At 36.9% G+C, this 19588-nt stretch carries 18 protein-coding genes; 7 read left to right on the forward strand and 11 right to left on the reverse strand.

Annotated elements, in window-relative coordinates; all coding sequences use genetic code 11:
• Positions 1–53: 53 nt before the first annotated feature.
• From V8G61_RS02310 to V8G61_RS02320, 3 genes are all read right to left on the reverse strand, one after another.
• Positions 54–443: a DUF4242 domain-containing protein gene (locus tag V8G61_RS02310; protein ID WP_394873815.1), complete on the reverse strand. Its 390-nt coding sequence runs from the start codon at positions 441–443 to the stop codon at positions 54–56.
• Between the two features lie 123 nt (positions 444–566).
• Positions 567–1661, reverse strand: a complete 1095-nt coding sequence (locus tag V8G61_RS02315) for a nickel-binding protein (protein ID WP_394873816.1) — start codon at positions 1659–1661, stop codon at positions 567–569.
• Positions 1662–1723: 62 nt separating this feature from the next.
• Positions 1724–4135, reverse strand: coding sequence for a TonB-dependent receptor domain-containing protein (locus V8G61_RS02320; RefSeq protein WP_394873817.1), 2412 nt, complete (start codon positions 4133–4135; stop codon positions 1724–1726).
• Between the two features lie 240 nt (positions 4136–4375).
• Between V8G61_RS02320 and V8G61_RS02325 the strand changes: the two genes are divergently transcribed.
• Both V8G61_RS02325 and V8G61_RS02330 read left to right on the forward strand, forming a co-directional pair.
• The gene (locus V8G61_RS02325) at positions 4376–5308 is read left to right on the forward strand and encodes a M28 family peptidase (protein WP_394873818.1); all 933 of its coding nucleotides are present in this window, start codon (positions 4376–4378) and stop codon (positions 5306–5308) included.
• Positions 5301–5984, forward strand: a complete 684-nt coding sequence (locus V8G61_RS02330) for an SDR family NAD(P)-dependent oxidoreductase (RefSeq protein ID WP_394873819.1) — start codon at positions 5301–5303, stop codon at positions 5982–5984. Before V8G61_RS02325 ends, V8G61_RS02330 begins: the two co-directional genes overlap by 8 nt.
• Before the next feature lie 14 nt (positions 5985–5998).
• Here the strand turns inward: V8G61_RS02330 and V8G61_RS02335 are convergent, their stop codons facing one another.
• Positions 5999–6427, reverse strand: a complete 429-nt coding sequence (locus V8G61_RS02335) for a DUF4174 domain-containing protein (RefSeq protein WP_394873820.1) — start codon at positions 6425–6427, stop codon at positions 5999–6001.
• A gap of 94 nt (positions 6428–6521) precedes the next feature.
• Between V8G61_RS02335 and V8G61_RS02340 the strand changes: the two genes are divergently transcribed.
• The 3 genes from V8G61_RS02340 to V8G61_RS02350 are packed head-to-tail and all read left to right on the forward strand — an operon-like array spanning position 6522 to position 9683.
• Positions 6522–7121: a SprT-like domain-containing protein gene (locus V8G61_RS02340; protein ID WP_394873821.1), complete on the forward strand. Its 600-nt coding sequence runs from the start codon at positions 6522–6524 to the stop codon at positions 7119–7121.
• 1 nt (position 7122) lies between these two features.
• On the forward strand, positions 7123–8202 hold the full coding sequence (locus V8G61_RS02345) for a mannose-1-phosphate guanylyltransferase (protein WP_394873822.1): 1080 nt from the start codon (positions 7123–7125) through the stop codon (positions 8200–8202).
• A gap of 2 nt (positions 8203–8204) precedes the next feature.
• Positions 8205–9683 carry a DUF389 domain-containing protein gene (locus tag V8G61_RS02350; RefSeq protein WP_394873823.1) on the forward strand — a complete coding sequence of 493 codons (1479 nt, stop codon included), beginning with the start codon at positions 8205–8207 and terminating at the stop codon, positions 9681–9683.
• Here the strand turns inward: V8G61_RS02350 and V8G61_RS02355 are convergent.
• Together V8G61_RS02355 and V8G61_RS02360 are read right to left on the reverse strand one after the other, a co-directional pair.
• Positions 9680–10447: an ABC transporter ATP-binding protein gene (locus V8G61_RS02355; protein ID WP_394873824.1), complete on the reverse strand. Its 768-nt coding sequence runs from the start codon at positions 10445–10447 to the stop codon at positions 9680–9682. The two genes, V8G61_RS02350 and V8G61_RS02355, sit on opposite strands and share 4 nt — an antisense overlap.
• Positions 10447–11184: an MlaE family ABC transporter permease gene (locus V8G61_RS02360; protein ID WP_394873825.1), complete on the reverse strand. Its 738-nt coding sequence runs from the start codon at positions 11182–11184 to the stop codon at positions 10447–10449. The genes V8G61_RS02355 and V8G61_RS02360 overlap by 1 nt, the downstream gene beginning before the upstream one ends.
• A 107-nt stretch (positions 11185–11291) precedes the next feature.
• On the opposite strand from V8G61_RS02360, the gene pafA reads away from it, so the two are divergent.
• Positions 11292–12947, forward strand: a complete 1656-nt coding sequence (gene pafA, locus V8G61_RS02365) for an alkaline phosphatase PafA (protein WP_394874480.1) — start codon at positions 11292–11294, stop codon at positions 12945–12947.
• Between the two features lie 3 nt (positions 12948–12950).
• Here the strand turns inward: pafA and V8G61_RS02370 are convergent, their stop codons facing one another.
• The 4 genes from V8G61_RS02370 to gcvP all read right to left on the reverse strand — a co-directional run bounded on the left by V8G61_RS02370 (position 12951) and on the right by gcvP (position 18383).
• On the reverse strand, positions 12951–13814 hold the full coding sequence (locus tag V8G61_RS02370) for a glycosyltransferase family 2 protein (protein WP_394873826.1): 864 nt from the start codon (positions 13812–13814) through the stop codon (positions 12951–12953).
• A 23-nt stretch (positions 13815–13837) separates the two neighbouring features.
• On the reverse strand, positions 13838–14359 hold the full coding sequence (locus V8G61_RS02375) for a methyltransferase (protein WP_394873827.1): 522 nt from the start codon (positions 14357–14359) through the stop codon (positions 13838–13840).
• A gap of 2 nt (positions 14360–14361) precedes the next feature.
• Positions 14362–15432, reverse strand: coding sequence for a 3-oxoacyl-ACP synthase III family protein (locus V8G61_RS02380; RefSeq protein WP_394873828.1), 1071 nt, complete (start codon positions 15430–15432; stop codon positions 14362–14364).
• 101 nt (positions 15433–15533) lie between these two features.
• Positions 15534–18383, reverse strand: coding sequence for an aminomethyl-transferring glycine dehydrogenase (gcvP, locus tag V8G61_RS02385; protein ID WP_394873829.1), 2850 nt, complete (start codon positions 18381–18383; stop codon positions 15534–15536).
• Positions 18384–18669: 286 nt separating this feature from the next.
• Between gcvP and V8G61_RS02390 the strand changes: the two genes are divergently transcribed.
• Entirely contained in the window at positions 18670–19338 is a 669-nt protein-coding gene (locus V8G61_RS02390; RefSeq protein WP_394873830.1) for a hypothetical protein, read from the forward strand.
• On the opposite strand, the gene V8G61_RS02395 is transcribed toward V8G61_RS02390, so the two are convergent.
• A complete protein-coding gene (locus V8G61_RS02395) occupies positions 19332–19586 on the reverse strand; it encodes a hypothetical protein (RefSeq protein WP_394873831.1) in 255 nt (84 codons plus the stop codon). The two genes, V8G61_RS02390 and V8G61_RS02395, sit on opposite strands and share 7 nt — an antisense overlap.
• Positions 19587–19588 lie beyond the last annotated feature (2 nt).

A 19588-nucleotide genomic window follows, 5' to 3' on the forward strand; every position in this document is an offset into this window, starting at 1 on the left:
TAAAAAAACCACTTCAAAAGAAGTGGTTTTTTTATTTTCTGTTCTATTCTTTTTCAATTATTTGCCGTTGAAGGATCAATAACGTTTTCCACTTTACTAATTTTATTGGCAGGAAACCCCCCTTTTGTGGCGTGTTCTTTTACGAGTTCAATATTTTCGGCTAAATATACACAGTAAATTTTGTCTCCTGTAACAAAGCTATTTACCCATTTAATGTTAGAGCCCATACCATCCAAAACGCTACAGGATTTTTTCGAAATGTTTGTGAGGTCCTCTGTTGTAGATGCTCCCACATTTGGTATGTCGCGTTCAATAACATACATATTCATTTTTGGTGTGCTGGCTTCTTTTCTTAAAAGATCGGCAGCGGTGCTTTCTTGTGCCATAATAATTGGTGTTGTTAATAAACTCACGAGAATAACAATTGATTTAATCGTTTTCATAATGATTGGATTGTTAGTTAATAATGAATCTTTTTGTTCACTACTAAATTAGGTGAGAATTTTTGGCACGATTTGGACAAATCGTTCAAATAAGTGTAAAATCATTGCATAGGTTGTTGAAAATCAAGAATTTTTTACCGTTTTAAGATAATTGGATGGTAATAGACCAAAGGCGTTTTTAAACTGTTTTGAGAAGTATCCAACACTGTTATATCCGGTTTCAAAAGCAATTTCCGAGATATTTCCTTTCTGAGTCTTAAGGCGTTCTAAAGCCTCTTTTAGACGATAATTTCGAATGAAGTTATTTGGAGATTGATTTGATAAGCGCATGAGTTTCCTGTAGAGTTGGGATTTACTGAGGCCCATAGCACGACTAAACAAGTCCAAATCCAAATTTGGATTATTCCAATGCACATCTATAAATTTGAAGAGTTTATTTATAAACCGCTCATCGCCGGGGGTTAGTATAAAAGCATCGTGAAGTGTTTTGTTATTTTTGCCCTGTTCTTGATGGTATAAGGCTCTAAGTTCACTATTAATGATTACTGGGGCTTTAATTAAAGTACAAAATCTGGTAAGTTGTGTAATCGCCTCTTCAAAAAAAGTATCCGAGTCTGGTGTCACCGGAAAACCAGAGACGATTCCGATATTAATATTTTGCGATTCTGTATTTTTTAATGCTTGAGTTATTTGTTGCGCTGATGTTACAGCCTGCCCAACAGACCGAAATAAAATTAAGATCTCTGAGCTGTTTTTATTGGTGATCCTACCTTCGTTTTGCCCAACAATTTGATTCAATTGGTTCTCAAAACCTGAACTTTTAACATGATCTTTTCTAAAGCTATTGAAGTCGTTTAGGTGTTTCGTTCGTATCATCATCAAAATACGATGAGCCGGATCGTTAATTTCCTGTAATGCATTAATTTCACTGGGTTCAGGATCACTAATACGTCCTAAAAAGGATTTAACTACTGCTGGTTCTACCTCAATAATTGTAGTCGGTAAATCCCCGTGTGATTCTTTATGTAAATTATAAATAGCTTCTTCATTAGGCGCCTGAATTAAGCAAAATGCATATCTCTGTTCAAGGTCCAGCCAATAGGTAAAGGCTTTACAGTTGTGTTTATGCTCTATATGCAGATCCTGCTGATGTAACTCTGATAATTTTTCGGGAGTTATATCGTCTGGCAAATGGTGCCTGTCCATATAAATTGGCATAGTTAGTATTTTGTTCTAAAGTAATGATTTTTAGTTTCTTAAACTACTTCTTAAGGCTATAATTAATTTACCCTACGACGTTCCTCTTCGGAGCCCGTTTCACGATCTCGAGCGGCTTTAACCTTTGTGTTTCCAAAATTCCTGGAATAGGTAAGTAAAAAGGTCCTGTTCGAAAAATCGAAGGTATTACTCGTTTTAATGTTTTGATCTGGAAGATCCGTTCCTCCATTAAATTCAAAACTTTCTAAAAGATCATTGATTCCAAATTTTAAATTACCCCAATTGTCTTTGAGCTTTTTTTGAACTCCAAAATTTAGGGCATAATAACTTTGATAGCGGGCGGAACCAAAAATACTTGGACCATTATAAAGCCCAGATAACTCGGCTGAAAAACTTTCAGATATCTTGAATGAATGGGAGCTGTTTGCCGAAAAATTGCCAATGCTTAATTTTAAAGGCTCTTCGTTGTAAAAAGTTCGAACCGTTTGCTTTACCAGATTAATGTTATTTTGAGTACGCCACCAGGATGTTATTTTTACGGGTAGGCCCAAAATGATACTAAAGGTCTTTGTGTAATCGAGGTTTGCCGCTTCAAAAATTAATCGTCCTGTACTGGGGTCTAATTTTTCTTGAAATTGGGCAATGGTGCTATCCTGGTTTGTGTATTCAAAAGACAAAAAATAGGATTTATAATTTACACTGAATTTATACGCGTTTGAAATAGCAGGTTGTAAAGAGGCATTTCCTGAAATAAAGGTATTAGGATCGAAAAAAAGCACAAATGGTGCTAGATCATTGAAGGTAGGGCGCGTAATACGTTTGCTATAGGAAAGGTTGAGGCTTAAAGTGTCATTCAATTTATGATTGAAGTAAGCACTGGGGAACCAAATCCCATAATTTCGGTCTACTACAGTGCCCTGCTTATCGGTATCCAACTTAGAAATAGTATGCTCATACCGTAAACCTAGTTTCACACTGGTTTTCTCTGTTAATGTATAATCTGCAGACCCATAGGCAGCGTAAATTTTTTCATCTAAAAAACTAGTATTGGTCAAGCTAGGATCTTCGACCCAAACATTATTTTCCAGATTATCTACGTTGACATAATTTTCAAAATTGGATTTAACAGCTTTCACCCCAGTCTCAACCTTTAAATCGTCGTTTACCGTGGTACTATAATCTAAGGAACCAACCCAGGTTGCAAGTGGAGTTATCTTTCCGGATCTTAAATATTCGGTCCGCAAAAAATTATTGTTTTCATCGTAGTAGATATTCTCATAGTCTGTTGGGTTGTTAAATTTATAGTAAAGATAATCCACATTAAAACTTAAATAACTGTCCTCGCTAAAATTGTGTTTTAGGTTGTAGTTCAGACCGATATGTTTTTTATCGTGTAGTTCAAAATTATAAATATCGAGAAATGAAGTGGGCATTCCATTTTCAGTGTCAAATCTGTAATTATAGGCATCCATGGTCCATTTATTATTAAACCCATTAAGGAGTACGCCCATAATTGTTTTTTCAGAAATGTCGAAATCGAGACCTAATCGAAAATTGTGAGTTCGGTCTCTGGGGTCTCTGTTGGTCTCTGTAAAGGTGGCTAAAGCGTTCCCACCTTCCATATATTCCCGACTGGTTTTAAAAGTATTATTGCGCTCGTCCAAAACAAAGCCATAACTCCCGAAAATGTTAATCTTTTCCTTTCGGTAATTAAAATTAAGGTTGTTATTGGTTGTCAGACCATTCCCGTAACCTCCCGATAGGGTGTAGGACCCGTTAAGCCCCAGATCGGATCGTTTTTTTAGAACAATATTGATGTAGCCCGCATTGCCTTCGGCATCAAAATTGGCAGGAGGTGAGGTTATTAATTCGATCGATTCAATATTATCGGCACTCATACCCTGAAGCATTTGAACCACAGCAGATTCCGGCATATAACTAATTTTACCATTGATCATCAAAACCACACCACTTTTACCCGATATTGAAATACTGTTACTCTGCCTGTTAATGTTGACCCCGGGCGAGCGTTCTAAAACTTCAAGAGCGGTACTACCGGATGAAACGATACTATTTTCAACATTAATGACCATACGATCCGTTTTTTGTTGATACAGTGGTTTTTTGGCTTCAACAACCACTTCATCAAGTAATTCGCCTTCACCCATAATAATGGTTTCAAGCTTATAGTTCTGGTTTAGAGTGAATGTTTTAGAATAATGAGTTTGATAGCCCACGAAACTGCTTATGATTTTATAGGTTCCAGCAGACACACTATTTATACTATAAAATCCATTCTCATTTGAAATGGTACCTTTTACTAAAGAAGAATCTTGCGCTTTTACCAACAGTACGTTCACAAAGGCGATTCCTTGTTGATTGGTGTCTTTTACGTCTCCCGAAATCGTAAATTGGGATTGTGCAAGGCCAAAAGCACTTATAATTAAAAAGCACCCAAATAAAAACTGTTTCATAGTTGTTTCAATTTACTCAATAGCATAACACGCCGATTTGAAGCAGCTATCAACAACAAAATAATTTTAGGTAGAATGGGTTTTAGGGAGAAGTAATTTTCTCAAATATAATTATTTAAACAATTTAAATACTTTTTTTAAGGAAATATTGATGCCGGATGGGAGCACAGGCTAAGAATATAGTTCGAGTTAGCTCAAAATATGATCTTTTTTATACCTTTAGTCTCTTAAAAAAATGAAATGAAAAAATTTATATTTCTCCTTTTGTCGTTCGTTGTTTTTAGTTGCAACGCTCAAAAACCGTCTGTTAATGAACTGGAAATTAAAGCTGATTTGGAATATTTAGCATCCGATGAGTTAGAGGGGCGTGATACCGGCAGCCAAGGGATAGAATTGGCTGCGCGTTATATTGAAAACACGTTTAAAACCCACAATGTTAAACCTTTTTTTGAAACCTATCGCGACAGTTTTAATATTAAAGACATGGTTGGCTACAATATTGTGGGTACTATAGAAGGACAAGATCCGGAACTAAAAAATGAGTATGTTATTTTAGGAGCGCATTATGATCATATTGGTTTTGGTAAAGAAATTAACGGTGATTCTATCGCCAACGGCGCCAACGATGATGCCTCAGGAACAGTGGCTGTTTTGGCCTGGGCCAAATATTTCGCCTGGCAAAACCCGAAGCGTAGTATATTGTTTACCTTGTATTCCGGTGAAGAGAAAGGGTTGAAGGGATCTACGCATTTAGCGTCAAGGTTGAAGGCCATGGAACTGGATGTGTATACTATGATTAATATTGAAATGATTGGAGTGCCTCGAGATCCGAATCACGCGCTAGCCTATATTTCAGGTTATGATGCATCTAATATGGCCGAACAATTAAATGCGTATGCGCAAGATACAATTATTGGGTTTTTACCTCAGGCCAAGGAATTGAACTTATTCAAAAGGTCAGATAATTATCCCTTCTATAATGCATTCAAGATTCCGGCACATGCTATTTCAACTTTTGATTTTACAAATTTCGAGTACTATCATCACGTTGATGACGAAGCTGATAAAATGGATTTCACCCACATGACACGTTTTGTAAATGACATGATTCCCGCTTTAAGCGGAATGATCAATGCGCAAACAAAAGCTATAAAATTAAACACGAATGAGTAAGAATATCATTATTACGGGAACAAGCAGGGGTATTGGATTTGAATTGGTAAAACTATTTTCGAAAGCAGGTCATCAGGTATTGGCGCTTTCGCGGAATGAAAAACCCGTTGAAGCTTTGCATTTAGAAGGCGTTTCCTGTTTTTCTTTTGATTTAAATGATGCCGATGCTTACAAAAAGGTTACGGAATTCGTTAATAAAAACTGGAGTCAGGTTGATATTTTGATAAATAACGCCGGCGCATTGATCAATAAACCTTTTTCTGAAACAAGTACTTCTGATTTTGAAGCGGTGTATAAAACAAATGTTTTTGGGGTTGCTGAATTGACACGCGTAGTATTACCCTTTATGAAAGGAGGAAGCCATGTGCTTACTATCAGTTCCATGGGAGGCGTACAGGGTAGCATGAAATTTCCTGGGTTGGCTGCTTACAGTACTAGTAAAGGAGCGGTAATTACCTTAACGGAGCTTTTAGCTGAGGAATACAAGGAATCTGGTATATCATTTAATGTTTTGGCTTTGGGTGCCGTACAAACCGAAATGCTGGAAGAAGCATTCCCTGGATATCAGGCGCCAACCACAGCCTTAGAAATGGCTGAATATATTTTTGAGTTTTCCTTAAAAGGTAACAAATACTATAACGGAAAGTTGCTTCAGGTATCAAACTCAACACCCTAGATAGATTTTAAACCCTATTTGTTACGCAATTCTTGCCTTCTCATGGGCATCCGGTCTATCACGGAAAAGAGGTTGGAACAACGTAATAAGGTCTTTTGTCGTAGTTTTATACCACCATCCAAACCTGTCAGAATAACCTCAAAATCTGCTTTTGTGGGATAAAAAAAGGCATATTTGCTTTCTGTATCTTGCCAGATATCGCTATAAAGTCCTTTTTTAAACTTGGAAGGTGTTATATGATATACCAGAAGTTTTCGCTCTTTAAATTCTAAAGGGGCTTTTTGAAATTCTAAAACCTGTTTTTTATAACTCAGATTTTCAGGATCATTGGTTAAAATCAGTAATAACCTGTTTTCCCATTTATGTTTGCTTAAATCTTGAGTGAATGCTTCAGAACATTGAAAACTAAAAGTCACCAGAAGGATTAATTTTAAAAGTTTCATCTTTAAATTTATGAAGTATCATCGGAATTAAAAAATTATAAAAATGAAATTATAGAATCATTTTTTACTTTATTAAATACTGTATTTTTGTTGCATGGCGGAGCTTTTAAATGACTACATCCCGGAATCGGCACTGGCTAGAGTAAAACGGCTATTAGAGCACGATCATTTGGTTGTAAAAATAAAGAAAGAGCGTAAAACGCGCCACGGGGATTATTTGGCCCTACCTAACGGAACTCATCAAATAACAATCAATTCCAATTTAAATACCTATCGCTTTCTGATCACACTACTTCATGAAATTGCCCATTTCGAAGCCTATCAGAATTTCGGCCGATTTATTAAACCGCACGGTAAAGAATGGAAACAAACATTTCAGCGGATCATGTTGCCATTTTTGAATCCAGAGGTTTTTCCATCTGATCTATTGCCACTCTTAGCCAGACATTTTAAAAACCCGAAAGCCACCAGTGATACCGATACAGCTTTGGCTCTGGCATTAAAAAAATTTGATGAACCCAATAATAAAACGTATATTTTTGACATTCCCAAGGGCTGTGAATTTCGACTTTATAATGGAAAGATTTTCAAAATGGGGAAGAAGCGCGTTAAGCGTTATGAGTGCATAGAGGTTAAAACAGGACGTATTTATCTGTTTAATCCGAATGCGGAAGTTGAATTATTAAACACTTAAAATGAATAAGAATTATTATGCCATTTTAATGGCAGGAGGCGTAGGATCACGGTTTTGGCCGGTTAGTACACAGGATTTTCCCAAACAATTTCACGACATGCTGGGGACAGGAGATACCTTAATTCAGAAAACCTTTCAGCGTTTAGCGCATCTCATCCCAAAAGAGAACATCTATATATTAACCAATGAGCGTTACAACGACCTGGTTTTAGAACAACTTCCTGAAGTTACTCAAAAACAGGTTGTTCTGGAACCCGCAATGCGTAATACAGCACCTTGTATTTTATACGCTTCCCTGAAAATTCAAAAGGAAAATCCTGATGCCCTTATGATCGTGGCACCAAGTGACCATTGGATCGAGGATGAAGCAACTTTCTCAAAAAATGTAGAGCAAGCCTTCGAATTTTGTGCGTCAAATGATGCCTTAATGACCCTGGGAATTCAACCCACTTTTCCAAACACAGGTTACGGATACATAGAATTTGACAAACAGGCTGAAAATACCATCAAACCTGTAAATCAATTTAGAGAAAAACCGGATTATGAAACCGCTAAAGGTTTTATTGAACAAGGTAATTTTTTATGGAATGCCGGTATTTTCATGTGGAGCGTGAAGAGCGTTGTTGAGGCCTTTAAAGGGAATCAACCTAAGTTATTTCAATTATTTGAATCGGGAATTTCGGCATATAATACAGATACAGAATCCGATTTTATCAAAGAAAATTATCCAAGGGCTGAAAATATTTCTGTGGATTACGCCATTATGGAAAAGTCCTCGAACGTTTATGTTATCGGTGCTGAATTTGACTGGAACGACCTCGGAACCTGGGGTAGTTTATACGATAAATTGAAAAAAGATGAGAATAATAATGCGGTTGTTAATGCGCGAACTTTAGTAGAAGATGCTTCCGGTAACATGTTGCGGACTAAAAAAGATAAGATTGTAGTTCTTGATGGCTTAAATGACTACATCATTGTTGATAAAGACGAAGTTTTACTTATCTTTCCTAAATCAAAAGAACAGGATATTAAAAAGGTTCTCCAAGCTGTAAAAGACAAGTTTGGTAAGCAATATGGTTAAATATGGCAGAAGAAAATAAATTCAATTTCTCTGAGGAAGAGGAAGCAAAACACGAGCAGGCTGTTGAACAATCTAAGGAAGCCGTTAAAAAAGATGCTCAGGGCTTATTCAAAAGTGTAAAACGATTCCTGACTGAATTATTGGATTTTAGGGGTGACACCGATCGGGATGAAACCGTTAAAGCCATTAAAGGTGATATTTCCTTTAAAGGTGCTACGGCCTGGATCTTGATCTGTTCCATTTTTGTGGCCTCCATTGGGCTGAATGCCAATTCTACAGCAGTAGTAATTGGTGCCATGTTAATTTCCCCGCTTATGGGCCCTATTTTAGGTGTAGGCTTATCTATTGCTATAAATGATATTGATACCCTAAAGCGTTCCTTAATAAACCTTGCGATCATGATCGTACTGAGTTTATTAACAGCCTTTTTGTTTTTCTATATTTTCCCCTTAAGTGAAGATACCTCCGAATTATTAGGTCGGGTTAAACCGGATATTCGTGATGTATTGATTGCTTTTTTTGGTGGTATGGCCTTAATTATAGCACGTACAAAAAGGGGTACCATAGCCTCAGCCATTTTTGGTGTCGCCATTGCAACAGCCTTAATGCCGCCCTTGTGTACTGCAGGTTATGGATTGGCAAAAGGAAACTGGGCGTATTTCGGGGGTGCCATGTATCTCTTTATTATCAATACAATTTTTATTGCTTTAGCCACCTTTTTGGTCGTGAAGGTTTTAGGTTTTCCGATGTTGAAATATATTAATTCAGCGAAGCGGAAACGTACCGCTCGAATAGCATCTTTACTTGCGATTGTGGTGATGATACCTGCCGTATGGACATTCATTAATGTGGTTAAAGAGAGTAACTTTAACAGGGATGCAAAGAGCTATGTGGTAAATGAACTTGGTGCGATGCCTGATTTACCTCATGTGGATTATTTGAAAAAAAATGTTACCTATAAATATGGCCCGAGTGGTGAATCCAGTATTGAACTTAATACTTTCGGACTGGATGTTATTCCGGAAAACACGATTACCTTGTTGCAAGAACGTATGTCTAAATACAATGCTCTCAATAATACCAAATTGGTGATAAACCAAAATCAATCGAGTAGCTTTGATAATTTTCGTTACATGTCGGAGCTGCGTACAAGGGACTCTTTGGACCTGTTATCACAAAGTCAAAAAATTTCATTTTTAGAAAAAAAAGTACGCCAGTTGTCGGTATATGAGAAAAACACGATTCCGTTGAATGAATTTCTGGATGAACTTAAAATAAACTATGAAGCTATTGATGAGTTTACCTATGCTAATGTGATCAGCACAAATTTTAAAAAAACAGATACTATTCCTGTTTTTTCAGTAAAATGGGTTGATTCTTTATCGAATAATGCATCAAGAGAAAAAGAAAAGGAAAAACTGCAACGTTGGTTGAAAGAGAAATATAAACTTGATACTTTGGTAGTAAAACGCCTTAACTAATCTATATTTTCTAAATACATCTTACGAACCTTTTTAAATAAATTAGACGAGTAAACAAAATCGGTAATAGAAGCATTATCTGTTTTGAAAATATTTTTATTAGAACCTTCCCATTCTTTAATACCGTTTTTAAGGAAAACGATTTTCTCGCCGATCTCCATAACCGAATTCATGTCGTGGGAGTTAATTACGGTGGTCATATTGTATTCAATGGTGATTTCTTGAATTAGGTTGTCAATAACGATTGCCGTTTTTGGATCAAGACCCGAATTTGGTTCGTCACAAAACAAATATTTAGGATTGTTTACAATGGCTCGAGCGATAGCAACCCGTTTTTGCATCCCTCCAGAAGCCTCACTCGGCATTTTATAATGCGCATCTATTAAATTCACACGCTTGAGAACAGAATCTGCGCGATCTTCCATTTCACTATCACTCATTTTCGTAAACATCTGTAAGGGGAACATTACGTTTTGAAGAATGTTTAAAGAATCGAACAGTGCACTTCCTTGAAATACCATTCCCATTTTGGCTCGTAAATTTCGTTTCTGATCTTCTGTAAGTCCCGAAAAAGCCTCGCCATCATAAGAAATGGTACCTTCTTCAAAATCGAATAATCCTAAAAGACATTTTAAAAAGACCGTTTTGCCGGAACCACTTTGCCCGATGATCATATTGGTTTTTCCTTCGTCAAAAGTGGTGGAAATACCTTTTAATATGTGACTATCACCAAAAGATTTATGTAAATTTTTAACTTCTATCATTAGGCTAGGAGCATTTGGGTTAGAATATAGTTGAGGACGATAATAAGTACACTGGTCCAAACGAAGGAGGTTGTACTGGCTTTACCAACCTCTAGTGCACCACCGGTCATGTAATAACCATGATAGGAGGGCACTGTTGCTAGAATGAAAGCAAAAACCATAGTTTTAATATAAGCATAAGCTACCTGGAACGGAATAAAATCGTATTGTATACCCGTGATATAATCCTGTAGGGTGCTAAACCCGCCATATACGCTAGCAATCATTCCACCTATAATTCCCAGAACCATGGCTATGGTAATAACAAAGGGGTAGATTAGAAGCGCGATGAATTTGGGGAATACCAGATAGTTCAAGGAATTTATTCCCATAACTTCAAGCGCATCAATTTGCTCTGTAACTCGCATTGTACCAATACTGGAGGTAATAAAAGAGCCTACCTTTCCAGCCATAATTATAGATATGAATGTAGGTGCAAATTCCAATATAATGGATTGTCTGGTGGCAAAGCCTACCAAATACTTTGGAATCAAAGGGTTGTCTATATTTAATGATGTTTGAATCGTTACTACCCCGCCCACGAAAAAGGATATAAACGCAACAATACCCAAAGAATTTATTATTAGGTCGTCTATATCTTTTAGGATAAGTTGTTTCATTACCTTCCACTTTGTAGGCTTTCGAAACATTTCAGCAATCATTAAAAAGTACGTTCCTATGTTATGTAGGTAAGTCATATAAAAATAATGAATTGCTAAAGTAAAAAAAGTTACGCGTATTTATCCTCATTTTCACATAATCCTCTTATAAAATATCTATTTTTGAATTCCTAATAGAATTAATGATGAATAAAAATAGCCTGACTTTGCTCTTAGTTTTTTTATTAAGTCTTACCAGTAAAGCACAAATATCTCATACCAATAATTCAACTGAAAGTTTGGAAAGACCAAAACTTGTGGTTGGTATCGTAATAGATCAAATGCGTTATGATTATTTAACGCGTTTTTACAATAAATTTGGCGAAGATGGTTTTAAGCGTTTGATGAAGGAGGGTTTTAATTGTAAAAATAACCACTTTAATTATGTACCTACTTACACCGGGCCGGGTCATGCTTCCATTTTCACCGGAACCTCCCCAAAATATCACGGCATCATATCTAATAATTGGTATGATAAGGAGTTGAAAAAAAATGTGTACTGCGTTGAAGATGATTCTGAACAATCGGTAGGAACTTCAAATAATTCAGGACAAATGTCGCCCAGAAAGATGGTTTCAACCACTTTTGCCGATGAGAATAGACTGTTTACGCAAATGCGAGGAAAAACTATTGGGGTGTCAATTAAAGATAGGGCATCTATTTTACCCGCAGGACATACGGCAAACGCTGCCTATTGGTTTCAAGGGGAGGACGAAGGTCATTGGATTTCAAGTACCTATTACATGGATTCTCTACCGAAATGGGTAATAGAATTTAATAAAGAACATCATGTTGATTCATATTTAAAAGAATGGAATACCCTTTATCCTATTGAGACCTATACAGAAAGTGGAGATGATTTGAATGATTTTGAAGGCGGATTTGAAGGTAAAGAGACAGCAACTTTTCCTTATGACTTAGTAATTTTAAAACGTCAGAACAAAGGTTATGATATATTAAAAACAACGCCTTATGGAAATAGTTTAACCACAGATTTTGCTATAGAAGCTGTTAAAGGTGAGCAATTAGGTAAGGATAATGAAACAGATGTTTTAACCGTGAGTTATTCCTGCACAGATTATGTAGGTCATAACTTTGGAGTGAATTCTAAAGAAATCGAAGACACTTACTTGCGCTTAGATATAGATCTTGGTCGTTTTTTGAAGGCATTGGATGATGCAGTTGGGAAGAATAATTATACCGTGTTTTTAACCGCCGATCATGCTGCTGTTGATGTGCCTGAATATTTAAAAAGTGTGAATATTCCTGCAGGTTATTTTGATTCTAAAGCGTTTCGAAATAGTGTTAACGAATTTATCACTAACACCTATGGAAATAATAATTTAATAGAAAGTATAAGCAACAATCAAATATTTTTGAATAAAGAAAAATTGAAAGAACTTAATTTAGATTTAGACGATGTTCAAGAGGACTTAGTGAACGAAATTATTAGTTATAATTATATTGAAAAAGCCTATACGGGAACGGCTATGTCTAGTACTTCTTTTATTGATGGTATTGAAAGGTTAATTCAAAACGGATTCAATCAGAAGCGCTCGGGAGATGTTATCTTTGCCTTCGCCCCGGCCGTTATTAATTATGGTAAAACGGGCTCAACGCATGGCTCTGCGTATGAGTATGATACTCACGTGCCCTTATTGTTTTTTGGAAAAGGTATAAAACATGGTGCTACTTTTCAAAGAACTGAAATTACTGATATTGCACCAACAATATCTGCATTATTAGGGATTAGTTATCCAAATGCAAACATGGGTAATCCTTTAGATTTTGTTTTTAAATAAAATTTAGAATACTCTTAAAAAATTTAATTTTCCCAACATACCTTTCCAACGGAGTTTACGGATAAATTTCCCTTCATTCTCGGAAACTAAAAATTCAGCCCTGACCTTTTTGGCCCTAAAATAACCGGCTATATAATCGACCATTAAACCCATTTGACCTTTACGATAGGCGAGTTTTAAACCTGAAATAAAAGTAATAACTAGCCCGTAACGCATTTTATACATGGCTTCGCCCTGTAGATATTTTGAAGCTTTACTATAGCTTTGACCGGTAGGTTTGAGATGTTTTACATGAAGTGTTTCATCAGTTTGAATGTTCCAACCATGATATTTAGCTAAAAGCTCATCAACCGTATCCCAACCCATAGATCGCTTGAGTTTTCCGATGTCTCGAAAACATTTTTTCCTATAGGCTTTTAGGCCACCCCTAATATGATCTTTTCGAGTTAAATTCTCAAGAACCCATGTACCATCTTTTTCAATGTAACAAAACCCGGAAACCATACCGAGATGTTTATTTTCCTTAAAGTGAATGGCCAATTGCTCGAGATAGTTTTCCGGAAAAATGAGGTCGGCGTCGAATTTACAAATCACATCATAATCATCATCTAAGATTTCGAGACCTTTATAGAAGGCATTAATAATTTTAGAACCGGGTAAGTGCTCGTTGGAAGAGGTGGAGTTTACCAAGGAAATCCATGGGTTTTCTTTCATGAAGGATTCTACAACAGCTCCTGTGTCATCAGTGGAATTGTCATTAACTATAACAACCTGCTTAGGTAAAAGCCTTTGATTGGATAAGGATTCTAAAGTTAAACCAATAACCTCAGCCTCATTATGTGCGGGAATAACAATGTAAAAGTTCAAAGCGTGGTGTTTAAAGCCTAAAATTACATTTTTTCAGCGTAAACAATATAGTATCGTGGGGTAAAGAACCGCAAAATTGGCCGTACTCCAAGTTTTCGTGTGGGGTTGGTCCATTTTTGACGATCTATAATTTTCCATCCTGCTTTTTCTAATAACCAGTCGAATTGCCAATCTTCAAACTCATGAAAATGACGATCAAGCATGTCTGTTTTGTTTCTATAAGCGGGAGAAAACCAGAGTTTCAGCGGCACACTTGCTACTAATTTATTAGATTGAATTGATTTTAGAACCGTAAAAGGTGATAATAAATGTTCAAAAATTTCGAAAGCGGTTACCACATCTGCTTTGGATTTCTGAATAGTTGATGTATCGATATCCAGATCTTCGCCTTGAGTATTTTCAACAGAATAACCATGATCTTTCATGATTTTAGTAAATGGATTTTCGACACCGAGGTCTAAAATCGATTGAGATTCAGGGACGTGTTTTTGAAGAAATTCTAGGGTATGCTTATAACGTTTGTTAGGAAAACTGTTTTCGTACATTATTAATTCTGATAAACAATAGCGTTGATATTCATACCTGCGCCAACACTTGCAAAAATAATAATATCTCCTTTATTAATGGTTTGCTCTTCAAGATCGCCTCTTAAAATCAGGTCGTATAGGGTGGGTACCGTAGCCACACTTGAATTTCCTAATTTCCTGATACTCATAGGCATCACATTTTCAGGCATGTCCAATCCATAAAGCTTGTAAAACCGTTTTACAATGGCTTCATCCATTTTCTCATTGGCCTGATGAATCAGGATCTTTTTAACCTCTTTAATATCCACACCACTTTTATCCAAACAAGATTTCATGGCTAACGGCACATTGGTAATGGCAAATTCATAAATTTTCCGACCGTACATTTTGATGTAGCGTCGATTATCAGTAATCTCCTGATTATTGGTTTCTCCAAAGAAAATAAAGTGGGCTTCATCCAGAGAATAGGTAGCTGATTCATGAGCAATAATACCAGCTGATTCGTCTTTATCATCTTCACGGGCCTGAAGAATAACTGCACCGGCACCATCACTATAGATCATAGAATCTCGATCGTGCGGATCAATAACTCGAGAAAGCGTTTCAGCGCCAATAACCAAACAGGTTTTAGCCATGCCGGCCTTCATGTAAGCTTGAGCTTGAATCACGCCCTCAATCCATCCCGGACAGCCAAAAAGAACATCATAAGCCACACAACGTGGGTTTTTTATCCGCAACAAGTGCTTCACTCGTGAGGCAATACTTGGAACGGTATCGCTTTGATGACTTCCGAAACGAACATCGCCGTAGTTATGTCCTACAATGATATAATCGATATCCTCCCGGTTAATATTGGCACTTTCAATAGCGCGCTCTGCAGCGAATGATCCAAGGTCGGAAGTGTTTAAATGATCTTTGGCATATCGCCTTTCATCAATTCCAGTAATGGCTTTAAATTTTCGAACAATAGTTTCATTTGTGGCATTTATGGCAGATCCATCACTATTTAAAAAAGTGTGGTTGTGGAACGCGTCATTTGGTTCAACTAAGGAAGGAATATAACTTCCCGTTCCCGTTATTTTTATTTTCATAAATTAATTTCTGGGTATTTAATTCAGTTAAGGCAATATAAGGCCTTTAAAAAAATAACGCCAACTATAAGCTTGTAATTTACGATGTTCAAAAGTGCCTTTTAAGCCTCCTGATACGCTTCAATAGGGGCACAAGAACATATTAAATTCCTGTCTCCATAGGCATCATCAACGCGTCGTACACTAGGCCAAAATTTATTATGTCTAACATAATCTAATGGATACGCAGCATATTCTCTACTGTAAGGTAGGTCCCAATTATTAGCTGTGATCATATCCAAAGTATGCGGTGCATTTTTTAAAACGTTGTTACTTTCACCTTCTGAAAGCGCATCAATTTCCTGTTTGATAGAGATCATGGCATCACAAAACCGATCGATCTCGGCCTTACTCTCACTTTCGGTTGGTTCTATCATCATGGTTCCATTTACAGGGAAGGAAACGGTTGGCGCATGAAAGCCGTAATCCATAAGGCGTTTTGCAATGTCGGTAACTTCAATACCGTGGGTTTTGAATGGACGGCAATCAATGATCATTTCATGAGCCGCACGACCTTGTTCACCTGAATACAGGGTTTCGAAACTTCCTTCAAGGCGTTTCTTAATATAATTTGCATTAAGGATAGCCACTTTTGTAGATGCAGTTAAACCTTCAGACCCAAGCATTTTTATATAACCATAGGAGATCAAACATGCTAAAGCAGATCCAAAAGGCGCTCCTGAAATGGATGAGATCGCATGGTCTCCTCCGGTTCTTCTGATTGGGTTTCCTGGTAAGAAAGGTACTAATTGTTCCGCCACACAAATTGGACCTACACCTGGACCACCACCACCGTGTGGTATGGCAAAGGTTTTATGAAGGTTAAGGTGACAAACGTCAGCTCCAATATTTCCTGGATTGGTCAAGCCTACCTGCGCATTCATATTTGCGCCATCCATATAGACTTGTCCACCATTATCGTGTATGATCTTCGTAATTTCTTTGATCGCCGATTCGTATACACCGTGTGTTGAAGGATACGTTACCATTAAGGCTGATAAATTGTCTTTATGCAATTCTGCCTTTTCTCGTAAGTCATCAACGTCAATATTTCCTTCTTCAGTAGATTTAGTTACAACGACTTTCATACCAGCCATAACCGCACTAGCAGGGTTTGTCCCGTGAGCAGATGAAGGAATCAAACATATATTTCTATGGAAATCACCTCGCGATTCGTGATAAGCACGAATAACCATCAAACCGGCAAATTCACCCTGTGCCCCAGAATTGGGTTGTAACGAAGTGCCTGCAAATCCGGTGATTTTTGTAAGCTGTTCTTCAAGTTCCTTTAAAACAATAAAATAACCTTTCGCTTGTTTTTTGGCTACAAAAGGATGGATGTTGGCCCATTTGAAAATACTTAAAGGCAACATTTCAGAAGCCGCATTAAGTTTCATTGTACAGGACCCTAATGCAATCATCGAATGATTCAAGGCCAGATCCTTGCGCTCCAATGTTTTGATGTAGCGCATCAATTCGGTTTCCGAATGATAGGTATTAAATACATCTGAGGTTAAAAATTCAGTTTTACGTTGTAAGGCTTCAGGAATAACATTAGCAGGATCAACATGGTTTAAAACTATGGTCTCTTTTTCTGCAGCTTCAGCGAAAACGGAAATCAAATAATTCAGATCTCTCATTGACGTTGTTTCATTTAAAGAGACCGTAACCGTTTTTCTATCCTGATAACACAAGTTTATTTTTTTCTTTGTTGCAAAACGCTTCATGCGCTTGGCCTTAGTTTTTATTTGCAGGGTATCAAAATAGCTTGTGTTCACTTGCTTGTAACCTAATTTTTTGAGTGCATCTGCCAATGCAACGGTCTTATTATGTACACGTTGTGCAATGGATTTTAAACCCTCAGGACCATGATATACAGCATACATGCTGGCCATAACTGCCAATAAAACCTGAGCGGTACAAATATTTGAGGTCGCTTTATCGCGTTTTATATGTTGCTCTCTTGTTTGTAAAGCCATGCGAAGTGCACGATTACCATCGGCATCTTTTGTGACACCAATAATACGACCAGGCAAAAATCGTTTGTAAGCTTCTTTAGTTGCAAAATAAGCAGCGTGTGGTCCGCCGAATCCCATTGGAATTCCAAATCGTTGGGTTGTCCCCACAACAACATCAGCGCCAAATTTACCGGGAGCTTCCAGTTTTGTTAAACTTAAAATATCAGCTGCCACAGCCACTTTAATTTCGGCAGCGTTCGCTTTCTCAATAAAAGATTTAATATCGGTGATCTGCCCCGCCTTTCCAGGGTACTGCAATAAGGCTCCGAAATAATCGGAAGAGAAATCAAATTCTTCTTCTTTCCCAATCACTAATTCAATGCCTATAGGGTTAGCACGTGTTTCTAACACGGCTAAAGTTTGTGGTAGGGTTCGGTCAGAGACGAAGAATTTTACAATGTCATCCTTTTTTTGTTGCCGTTCTCTTACTGCGAACAACAAGCCCATGGCCTCAGCAGCCGAGGTGCTTTCGTCTAGTAATGAAGCATTGGCTATTTCCATACCGGTTAGTTCCATAATCATCGTTTGGAAATTCAATAAGGCTTCCAAACGGCCCTGAGCTATTTCTGCCTGATATGGCGTATATGCTGTATACCATCCCGGGCTTTCCAAAACATTACGCTGAATAACCGCAGGGGTAATAGTAGGGTGATAGCCTAAACCGATATAAGTCTTATAAACTTTATTTTTTTTGGATAACTCATGGATATGCAACAGATACTCGTACTCGGTCATGGGAACATCCAGATCCAACGGATTCTTTAAACGAATGTCGGCAGGGACCGTTTCATTAATAAGTTGATCCAAGGAGTCAACTCCAATGGTTTGTAACATTAATTTCTGGTCTTCTTCTCTAGGGCCAATATGGCGAAGGGCAAAAGCTTTTGTATTCATTAAGTTGCAATATGTTATATAATTTTGCAAAAGTAAGTAATAATTAATACGATTTAAGGGATAAAACGGAAAGTTTTTAACCAAATAATTTCGTTATTAACAGTTTGCGTATTTTTATAAAATGAAGGTTTTTAAACAGATTTTTAATTTCTACATTAATAGCAGTATTCACGTGGCTTTATCGGTTGCATGCTTAACCTGGATAACACTATTAGACCTTCACAATCCTCTGGATGAATCTCTGCTTTTTTTTGTGTTTTTTGCCACTATAACAGGTTATAATTTTGTGAAGTATTTTGGTGTTGCAAAATTTCATCATCGGAGGTTAACCACGAGACTGAAAGCGATACAAATATTTTCCTTTTTTTGTTTTATTTTGATGTGCTATTTTGGTCTACAGCTTAGCTTAAAAACGCTTTATTATATTGGGGGTTTTGGGTTGGTTACTTTTTTGTACGCCATCCCGTTTTTACCCAAACGCTATTTTATAGATCAGCAACACAATCTTCGTAGTGTTGTAGGTTTAAAGATTTATTTGATTGCCTTGGTGTGGACAGGCGTTACTGTCTTTCTTCCTGTTATTGAAGATAACCTTTCTATAAATCAAACAGTAATTATTTTAGCCATTCAGCGTTTTCTTCTCGTTGTCGTTCTCATGTTACCATTCGAAATAAGAGATTTGCAGTATGACAGTTTAAAATTATCAACATTACCCCAACAAATTGGAGTAAGATTCACAAAGTTTGTAGGGGTCGTTTTGCTTTTGGTAATCTTGTTGTTGAACTATTTTATTGACGAAACAGGCTTTGCCAGAAGTGTACTTATCGTAGTTGTTTTAGGGATATTTTTGCTTTTAATTTTAGCGAGAAAAAAACAAAGCGAATACTACAGTGCTTTTTGGGTTGAAGGGATACCTGTGTTATGGCTGGTTTTACGCTTATTTGAAATCTATTGAGATTCTTTCTCTAAGGCCGCATTGAATTCTTTTTGCATGCGTTTTTTGCAATCTCGTTCCATACAGGTAACATGAGATTTTTTTATCACTTTTGTTAGTTTGATGTTGTTCTTTGTGTACTGTCTACAAGCTCGGCAGTATATAAGATGCGCATAAAGTTTTAACTTTTCACGGAAGGAAGATTCCTTGTATTGTGTTTTGTCACAATTGTGATTGGCTTCTTTACAGGGAATAATAAACTTAAACATAA

This window comes from Gaetbulibacter sp. M240, from assembly GCF_043876815.1.
Classification (GTDB): domain Bacteria; phylum Bacteroidota; class Bacteroidia; order Flavobacteriales; family Flavobacteriaceae; genus Gaetbulibacter_A.